The sequence below is a fragment of the Streptomyces sp. NPDC006430 genome (genome assembly GCF_040612395.1).
Taxonomy (GTDB): domain Bacteria; phylum Actinomycetota; class Actinomycetes; order Streptomycetales; family Streptomycetaceae; genus Streptomyces.
Genome location: NZ_JBEXQA010000026.1, coordinates 82141 through 90285, shown reverse-complemented (window position 1 = coordinate 90285; position 8145 = coordinate 82141). Strand labels below are relative to the sequence as shown.

At 73.1% G+C, this 8145-nt stretch carries 9 protein-coding genes; 5 read left to right on the top strand and 4 right to left on the bottom strand.

Features of this window, described 5'->3' with window-relative positions; translation table 11 throughout:
* The first annotated feature begins 119 nt into the window (after nucleotides 1–119).
* Together ABZZ20_RS28565 and ABZZ20_RS28560 are read left to right on the top strand one after the other, a co-directional pair.
* Nucleotides 120–683, top strand: a complete 564-nt coding sequence (locus ABZZ20_RS28565; protein WP_356874397.1) for a methylated-DNA--[protein]-cysteine S-methyltransferase — start codon at nucleotides 120–122, stop codon at nucleotides 681–683.
* A gap of 245 nt (nucleotides 684–928) precedes the next feature.
* Complete coding sequence (locus ABZZ20_RS28560) at nucleotides 929–2212, top strand: MFS transporter (RefSeq protein WP_356874395.1); 1284 nt, start codon at nucleotides 929–931, stop codon at nucleotides 2210–2212.
* On the opposite strand, the gene ABZZ20_RS28555 is transcribed toward ABZZ20_RS28560, so the two are convergent.
* Complete coding sequence (locus tag ABZZ20_RS28555) at nucleotides 2205–2564, bottom strand: cupin domain-containing protein (RefSeq protein WP_356874393.1); 360 nt, start codon at nucleotides 2562–2564, stop codon at nucleotides 2205–2207. The genes ABZZ20_RS28560 and ABZZ20_RS28555 overlap by 8 nt on opposite strands.
* 211 nt (nucleotides 2565–2775) lie before the next feature.
* Here ABZZ20_RS28555 and ABZZ20_RS28550 point away from each other — a divergent pair, with 211 nt between their 5' ends.
* Together ABZZ20_RS28550 and ABZZ20_RS28545 are read left to right on the top strand one after the other, a co-directional pair.
* Complete coding sequence (locus ABZZ20_RS28550; protein WP_356874391.1) at nucleotides 2776–3702, top strand: pseudouridine-5'-phosphate glycosidase; 927 nt, start codon at nucleotides 2776–2778, stop codon at nucleotides 3700–3702.
* The gene (locus ABZZ20_RS28545) at nucleotides 3699–4598 is read left to right on the top strand and encodes a PfkB family carbohydrate kinase (protein WP_356874389.1); all 900 of its coding nucleotides are present in this window, start codon (nucleotides 3699–3701) and stop codon (nucleotides 4596–4598) included. The genes ABZZ20_RS28550 and ABZZ20_RS28545 overlap by 4 nt, the downstream gene beginning before the upstream one ends.
* Before the next feature lie 67 nt (nucleotides 4599–4665).
* On the opposite strand, the gene ABZZ20_RS28540 is transcribed toward ABZZ20_RS28545, so the two are convergent.
* Together ABZZ20_RS28540 and ABZZ20_RS28535 are read right to left on the bottom strand one after the other, a co-directional pair.
* Complete coding sequence (locus ABZZ20_RS28540; protein ID WP_356874387.1) at nucleotides 4666–5322, bottom strand: hypothetical protein; 657 nt, start codon at nucleotides 5320–5322, stop codon at nucleotides 4666–4668.
* 165 nt (nucleotides 5323–5487) lie between these two features.
* A complete protein-coding gene (locus ABZZ20_RS28535; protein WP_356874385.1) occupies nucleotides 5488–6132 on the bottom strand; it encodes a uridine kinase in 645 nt (214 codons plus the stop codon).
* A 90-nt stretch (nucleotides 6133–6222) separates the two neighbouring features.
* Between ABZZ20_RS28535 and ABZZ20_RS28530 the strand changes: the two genes are divergently transcribed.
* Nucleotides 6223–7668, top strand: coding sequence for a WGR domain-containing protein (locus ABZZ20_RS28530; RefSeq protein ID WP_356874383.1), 1446 nt, complete (start codon nucleotides 6223–6225; stop codon nucleotides 7666–7668).
* A 38-nt stretch (nucleotides 7669–7706) separates the two neighbouring features.
* Here ABZZ20_RS28530 and ABZZ20_RS28525 read toward each other — a convergent pair whose 3' ends face one another.
* Nucleotides 7707–8108, bottom strand: a complete 402-nt coding sequence (locus ABZZ20_RS28525) for a cupin domain-containing protein (protein WP_356874381.1) — start codon at nucleotides 8106–8108, stop codon at nucleotides 7707–7709.
* Nucleotides 8109–8145: the final 37 nt, after the last annotated feature.

The following is an 8145-nucleotide window of genomic DNA, read 5'->3' as shown; positions in this document are numbered from 1 at the left end:
CCGGTAGCCGGACAGAACAGTCGCAGGACAGTCCAGCAGGACGTCAGTCAGACCCTGAGCCACGACCACCGGAACCCGCTACGAGTATCAATGTCGGACCCTCCCCGTACGGTGGAGGGGTGGACAGCACCGAGCGGCCGCGCGGGCCGCACCTGGAATGGACCGTCTTCGCCAGCGACATCGGGCCCCTGCTCCTGGCCGCGACCCCGGAGGGGCTGGTCCGGGTCGAGTTCCATGCCGAGCCGGACCGGGTCGATGCGATGATCGGCTCGCTCGTCTCCCGGCTCGGCGCCGATGCCCGGCGTCCGCGTCCGGGCCAGGAGGTTCTGCTTGCCGAGCCGATACGCCAGCTGACCGCCTATTTCGCGGGATCGCTCCGCCGCTTCGACCTGCCGCTGGACTGGCGGCTCAGCTCCGGCTTCAACCGGCAGGTGCTCCAGGAGCTGGACCGCTCGGTGCCCTACGGCGCGGTCGTCGGGTACGGGGAACTGGCGGCCCGGGTAGGACAACCGGGCGCGGCCCAGGCCGTGGGCAACGCCATGGGGTCGAACCCATTGCCGCTGGTGGTGGCCTGCCACCGGGTGGTGGAGAACGACGGGGGGATCGGCGGCTTCGGCGGCGGGGTCGAGACGAAACGGTCCCTGCTGGCACTGGAAGGCGTCCTGCCGCAGCCGTTGTTCTGACGGGCGGGCCGGACGCGGGAGCGGGGCGGGACACGAGGGCGAGCGCGGATACGGGAGCGGGGCGGGACGGGGGTACGGATGCGGATGCGGGGTGGGCACCCGGCCGGACCGGGGCGGGGGGCGTTCACCTCCCCCGTTCCGTCCTGCGGTAAGGGGTGGGAAACTGCCGCGGTGACTACTCCTACCGTCCCCGGCCTCGCCACCCCCGTCCACCGCCCTCCGCTGTCACGAGGGCGGTGGACGGCGTGACCGCCCTACCCGGCACCGACCGGCCCGCTCCGCCGGTCGACCCGGCGGACCTGCCCCGGCTGCAACGCCGTACCTCGGCAGTGCTGATCGCCTCCCAGATGTTGGGCGGCCTCGGAGTGCCCATCAGCATCGCCCTGGCCCCGGTGCTCGCGACCCAGGTCAGCGGCACTGAGGCGTTGTCCGGCTTCGCCTCCACCGCCTCGGTGATCGGAACCGCCCTCGTCTCCCTGCCGCTCGCCGCCCTGATGACCTCGCGCGGCCGCCGGCCGGGGCTTGTCCTCGCGTACGGGATCGGCGCCGCCGGCGCGGCCCTTGTCGTCCTCGCCGCCGCGATCAAGAGCTTCCCCCTGCTGATGCTCGGCATGGCCGCCTTCGGAGCCGCCTCCTCCGCCAACCTCCAGTCCCGGTTCGCCGCCGCCGACCTCGCGGCCCCGGACCGCCGGGCCCGGGCCATCTCCGTCGTCGTCTGGGCGTCGACGCTCGGCGCGGTGCTCGGCCCCAACCTCTCGGCCCCGGCCAGCCGCAGCTTCGCCGGGACCTCCATACCCGAGACGGCGGGTCCCTTCGTATGGGCCGGCGCCGTCTTCGTCCTCACCGGCACGCTGCTCGGCGTGCTCCTGCGGCCCGACCCGCTGCTGACGGCCCGCGCCCTGGCCGCACCCGAGGAGCAGACCCGTGAGGGCCGCTCGCTGCGGGCCGGGTTCGCGGCCGTCAAGGCCTCCCCGCGGGCACGGCTCGCGCTGGTCACCGTCGCGGTGTCGCACACCGCCATGGTCTCGATCATGGTGATGACCCCGGTCGACCTGGGCCACCACGGCGCCGGACTGGAGCTCGTCGGCCTGGTGATCAGCGGTCACATCGCCGGCATGTTCGCCTTCTCGCCCCTCATGGGCTGGCTCGCGGACCGGATCGGACGGCTGTCGGTGATCGGCCTGGCGGCCGGACTGCTGTCGCTGGCCGCGCTGCTCGCCGGCACCGCCGGGGCGAACCACGGGCAGAGCGCGCTCGGACTCTTCCTGCTCGGCCTCGGCTGGTCCGCCGGCATGGTCTCCGGTTCGGCGCTGCTCACCGACTCGGTGCCGCAGGCCGCTCGGGCCGCCGTGCAGGGACTCAGCGACCTCACCATGAACACGTGCGCAGGCGTGGGCGGCGCGGCCGCCGGACTGATCATGTCCCAGGCGGGCTACGGCTGGCTGAACGCGATCGGGGCCGGGCTGCTGCTGCCGATGGCGGCGCTCGCCCTGTTCACCGCGCGCCGCCATCCGGCGACCGTCAGCTGATGTGGTAGGCCTTGCGCAGCGTCTCGTGAACGGTCCAGGTGGTCCGGTCGCCCTCCCGGAGCACGCAGGCGGAGCCGGGGCCCACCTCCAGGGTCTCGCCACCCTCGATCTCGATGGTGGCGCGGCCACTGACCACGACGAACAGCTCGTCGGCCTCGACGTCGGTGACCACCCCCGGGGTGATCTGCCAGATCCCGCGCACCTGCTTGCCGTCGGCGGACTCCCACAGCACCTTGCCCGTGACGACGGGTGCGCCGGAGACGATCTGTCCGGGGTCGAGGTCCTCGACCTCCAGCTCGGCATCCGGAACGGAGACGACGAACGGGGCGGGGGCGTGATCAAGGGTGCTCATGCCGAGCCACCTTAATCCGGGCCCCTGCCCCACCGGGCCGACCACATCGTCCACCAACCTCCGGCTTCGCCCATCACCCTGTCGATCCTCGGACGCCGCCGGCCGGAACGTCGCCGGCCCGGTTCCCGGGCGGGGCCCACGAGGCACGACAACCGATCGGCGCGATCCGAGCCCGTGTTTGGAGGTGCGCATCCCGTGCCATGGATGGGACATGCACACATCACCCGAGGTCCCCGTCCTGTCCGAAGAGGTACGCGAGGCGCTCGACCGGCGCCAGCCCGTCGTGGCGCTGGAGTCGACGATCATCGCGCACGGCCTGCCCCGCCCCCGCAATCTCGCGGTGGGCGTGGAACTGGAGGCGCTGGTCCGTAAGGAAGGGGCGGTTCCCGCCACGATCGCGGTCATCGACGGCGTCGCGTACGCCGGCCTCGACAAGGCCCAGTTGGAACGGGTCGCCGGCGGCGAGGGCGTGCGCAAGCTCGGCCACCGGGACCTGGCCCCCGCCCTCGCGACCGGTGCGACCGGCGCGACGACCGTGTCCGCGACGGCGTTCCTGGCCGCGCGCGCCGGGCTGCGGGTCTTCGCCACGGGCGGGCTGGGCGGCGTCCACCGGGAATGGGTGCAGACCCAGGACGAGTCGGCGGATCTGCAGTTGCTGGCCCGGACCCGGATCACGGTGGTGTGCGCGGGTGTGAAGTCGATCCTGGACGTGCCGGCCACGCTGCAACGGCTGGAGACGCTGGGGGTGGGGATACTCGGATACGGGACGGAACGTTTTCCCGGCTTCTACCTGGCCAGTTCTGGTGAACCGGTGGATTGGACCGTCCATCGACCGGAGGAGGTCGCGGCGGTGATGGCCGCTCAGGACGCGCTCGGTGGACCGGAGTCGGCGTTGCTGGTGGCGAATCCGGTGGCGCAGGAGGAACAGCTGGATCCCGCCCTGCACGACCGGGTCCTCGCCGAGGCCCTCGCGGAATGCCGCACGCGTGGGATCACGGGGCAGGCGGTGACCCCGTTCCTCCTGGGGTTCCTGGTGCGGGCCACGGGCGGGGCCTCACTGGAAGCCAACCTGGCGGCGGTACGGGGCAACGTGACACTCGGAGCCAAGATCGCGGGGGCCTGGGCGGCGCGCCCGTGACCGCGTCGGGGGCCCTGCTGGTCATCGGGGACGTCGTGACGGACGTCGTGGCGGTGCATCCGGAGCCACTGGCCCCGGCCACGGACACGGCGGCCCGGATCCGGACCCTGCCGGGCGGCGCCGGAGCCAACGCGGCCTGCTGGGCCGCCTACGAAGGGGTGACCGAGGTACGTCTCCTCGCGCGGGTGGGGACCGAGTCGGCCGGGTGGCACGAGCGGTCCCTGAGGGATTCGGGAGTGCGCCCGCAGCTGGTGATAGATCCGGCCGAGCCGACCGGGACGGTGGTCGCCCTGGTCGGCGGGGACGCGGAGCGGACCTTCCTGACCGACAGCGGCGCCGCCCTGCGGCTCTCCCCCGAGGACTGGACGCCCGCCCTGCTGGACGGAGCCGCCCATCTGCACCTCTCCGGCTACCTCTTCTTCGCCGACAGCAGCCGCGAGCTGGCCCTGGTCGCGCTGCGGGCCGCCCGGGCCCGGGGGGTGCCGGTCAGCGTGGACCCGGCGTCCGCGGGCTTCCTGGCCGCGCTGGGTCCCGAACGCTTCCTCGATGCCGTGGCGGGAACCGACGTACTGCTGCCCAACGAGGACGAGGCCCGGTTGCTGGCCGGGCTCCCGGGGCAGGCCGGGGCAGCGCGGGCCGCTGCCGAGCTGAGCCGGCGGGTGCCGCTGGTGGTGGTGACCCGAGGAGCGTCGGGGGCGCTGGTGGCGCAGGGGGGCCGGGTGACGGCCGAGGTCGAGGCGGAGTCGACCGAGGCCGTGGACTCGACGGGGGCCGGGGACGCCTTCACCGGCGGGTTCCTGGCCGCCCGGCTGGCGGGCGCGGCCCCGGCGGATGCGGCCCGGGCCGGGTGCCGTGCGGCCGCACGGGCGGTCACCCGGCTGGGCGGGCGTCCCTAGCGGCGATCCGATGCCGGTCCCGTGCGGTCCGATGGCGGTCGGGAAGGGCCGTCCGGCGGCCGGGCGCCTACAGCGTGTACTCCTCCTGGTCGAGGGTGTCGATGGCACCCTTGCCACCCAGGTGGTACCGGAACACCAGCCCCTTGTTCGGGTGGGCGATCAGCCAGTCGGTGAGCTCGTGGAGGGTGATCGGCTTGCTCGCGGAGCCGGCGACGATCGGGGTGACGGCGGTGATCTTGGCGTCTTCGGCGATCGGGATGAAGGTCTCCACACCGACCGTTTCGAAGGGGGTGGCGCCGCCCGGTACGGCGCAGCCCCAGTTGCCGTGCTTCACGATCAGGCTGTGGAACCCGCCCTCGGGCGTGTAGCGGTAGACGGCGATCTCGTCGGGTGAGATCGGCATCTTGTGGTCGCAAGTGGGAGCGGGAGCGGGCGGCTTGGGCTTGCCGGACGCGCTGGCGGTCGGGGCAGGCTTCTTCGCGGACGTCGTGGAGGACGTGGACGGCGTCGCTCCACCGACGGGCGCCGCGCTGGTGGCCGGGGCCGACGAAGCGGCCGGGCCCGCGTCGGGGCCCGTACCGGCGGCTCCCGCGCCGGCGTCGCCGTCGCCGTTGCACGCCGTGAGGGCCAGGGCTCCGCACAGCACCAGCGCGGCGCAGGCCTGCCGTCGCCGCCGCCGCAGCGGCCGTCTCGACTCCCGGACCGAAGGGCCACGTCCACCCATTGCCGTCTCCCTCTGCCAAGGCGCCACCGGGTGGCCGCCGTCGAAGTGTGGCGTCAACGTAGCGTGCGGTATCCGCCAGGACGATGGCCGGATCTCGTTCGTCACCGAGCCGGGATGCCGTTGTTGCGGACCCCTGACGTCCGTGACGGGGCGGGCGTACGGAGGTCAGTCGGCGAGGCCGGTCCAGGCCGGGTGGCGGGGGTCGTCCGCCCGAACCACGGCGTCGGCCCGTGCCGCCGGGTCCGTCTCGGTCTCGTAGCGGGCGAAGGCGGGGAGGGTCCAGTGCGCGGACTCCTCGGTGCGGCGGGCCAGCGCCCCCGGGGAGAGCTGGATGTGCACGCTGAGGTCGAAGGGGAACCAGTGGTCCAGCAGCAGCGGGCCGTGCACGATCACGACGGCGCCCGGCGCGAGTTCGGTGTAGGGACTGCGGGTTGCTCTGTCGGTCACCGGGTCCCACAGGTCGGGCAGCACCCGCCCGGTGCCGCCCGGGTCGGTCGGGTCGAACACCTCGCGCCAGAGCGCGGCGGTGTCGTACCAGCCGCTGAGGTAGGAGTCCACGTCCTCGCGGCCGAACTCGAAGCGGAGGGAGGCCGGCCGCAGGAAGCCCTCGGCCGCGACCACCAGGACCGGGCGGCCGCGCAGGCGCAGCACGTCGGCGAGCCGCTCGGCGAGCGCACCGGTGCCGGCGGGGGGAGCACCGTCGATCCCCACCCGCTGCCAACTCGCCCGCTCGGAGGGGGTCCTGTGTTCGTCGAGGTGACCGGCGAGCCGCTCGGCCATCCGCTGCCATGTGATCGCTTCCAGCTGCACGGCCCCATTGTCAGTGGTGGGCCGTAGCGTTTTTCACGAGGGATCACGGCGGGAAAGAGCCGTTGGCCCGGCCTTGGGGAGGGGTCTGTCATGGCTCGCGAGACGACGTATCTGGAACTGTCGCAGGACGGCGGCGGAGCACACAAGTTCTACGAGGTGACCGTGGACGGCACGGCCGTCTCGGTGCGGTACGGGCGCATCGGCTCGGACGGCCAGGTGCAGTGCTCGTCGTTCCCGACGGTCGAGAAGGCCAGGGCCGCGGCGGCCAAGAAGATCGGGGAGAAGGTCCGCAAGGGGTACGCGCCGGCGGTGCCCGGACAGCGCGTCGCCCGGTCGGTGACCCGTCGGCAGGTCACGTCCGCGCCCTCGACCGCGCGGGCGGTCGCTCCGGTACTGTGGCGGTTCCGCACCGGCTCCTCCGCCTTCGGGATCCACGTGGACGAGGACCGCTGCTGGGTGGGGAACCAGGCGGGGGACGTCTACACGCTGAGCCACGGGGGCGAGGTGCTGGCCCGGTACTCGCTGCCGGACGGGGTCAAGTGCCTGGTGGCGGACGAGTTCTGGATGTACGCGGGCTGCGACGACGGCACGGTGTACGACCTGTCGTCGAAGGTGCCCTTCGGCGCGTACGACATCGCGGCGGACGTGGACATCTTCTGGCTCGACATCCACGAGGGCGTGCTGAGCGTGTCCGACCGCAGCGGCGGACTGACGGTCATCGACCACGAGGACGAGTTCCAGTGGTCGCGGCGGTCGGTGGGCTCCAACGCGTGGATGGTCCGGGCGGACGAGCAGGCGGTCTACCACGGCCACAGCCAGGGGGTGACGGCGTACGCGGCCTCGGGCGGAGCCCAGTTGTGGCACACGCCGACCAACGGCTCGGTGCTCTTCGGCTGGCAGGAGGACCACACGGTCTACGCCGGTACGGGGCGCCACACCGTGCAGCGGCTGGCGAAGGCGACGGGCGCGGTGGAGGCCTCGTACCAGTGCGACGCCGCCGTGTACGCGTGCGCGACTTCGCCGGACGGCCGGCACGTGTTCGCCGCCGACTACTCGTCCTCGGTGTACTGCTTCGACGCCGACGGCCGGCGGTTGTGGAAGCTGGGCACCGGCGGTGGTTCTGCCCTGTCCATGCAGTACCTCGCGGAGCGGCTGTACCTGGTCACCACGGACGGATCCCTGATCTGCATGGACGCGAGCGAGGAGGCGATCCTCGCGGCCCAGCAGGGCTCGGTACCGACCGCGGTGGACGTGAAGTCGGCGGCGGCACTGCCGGTGTTCACCCCGGCGGCCTCCGCCGCGGCGGTGGCGACCGTTTCGGTGACGGCCGCGCCGGCGGACGGCGTGGTGGTGGAGTGCGTCCAGCAGGGCGGCCGGATACGGGTGCAGGTCGTGTCGGGTGGCTTCGAGCCCTCGTGGAACGTGCAGTTCCCGCGCGGGATCCGGGAGCCCGGGGCCCGTTACGTGGTGGACGGTCTGCACGCGGCCTCGGGTGGCTTCTACCGGGTGCGCGGGGAGATACGCCGCTTGGTCTAGAGCGGGCCGGATCCACGCGGGCGGTTACGCGGGCGGGTTCACGCGGAGCGACTCATGGCAGTCGGCTCGGGCAACCGCCCCGGGCATGCGCACGGTGCGGCGCCGGGCGGGGCGGCGGTGGGTATGGAGAAGGCCTCGCCCTCGGCGAGCGTGCAGGTCACGTACAGCACGACCGGTACGGCGCCGAGGTTGCGGCCGAGGTGGAGGTGCTCGATGCCGGGCGGCTCGACGAAGCTGGTACCGGGCCGGTGCACGACGACGGAGTTGTCGTGCAGGATCCGCGTCAGCGTCCCCGCCTTGACCAGAGCGATCAGCGGAACCCGGTGGAAGTGCCAGCCGGTGCAGCCTCCGGGCTCTATGACGACCTCCCGCCCTGCGAGGTCGTCAGCGTCCTCCGCCTCTCTCGCGATGCGTACCGTCGTCGCCTGCCGTCCACCCATGTGCCCCTCCTAGCGCGGGCATCACGGCCCTACCGCA

Coding starts and splice junctions, on each gene's coding strand:
- ABZZ20_RS28550 (WP_356874391.1), top strand. CDS start 2,776: ATGCACACATCACCCGAGGTCCCCGTCCTGTCCGAAGAGGTACGCGAG.
- ABZZ20_RS28555 (WP_356874393.1), bottom strand. CDS start 2,564: ATGAGCACCCTTGATCACGCCCCCGCCCCGTTCGTCGTCTCCGTTCCG.
- ABZZ20_RS28540 (WP_356874387.1), bottom strand. CDS start 5,322: ATGGGTGGACGTGGCCCTTCGGTCCGGGAGTCGAGACGGCCGCTGCGG.
- ABZZ20_RS28530 (WP_356874383.1), top strand. CDS start 6,223: ATGGCTCGCGAGACGACGTATCTGGAACTGTCGCAGGACGGCGGCGGA.
- ABZZ20_RS28525 (WP_356874381.1), bottom strand. CDS start 8,108: ATGGGTGGACGGCAGGCGACGACGGTACGCATCGCGAGAGAGGCGGAG.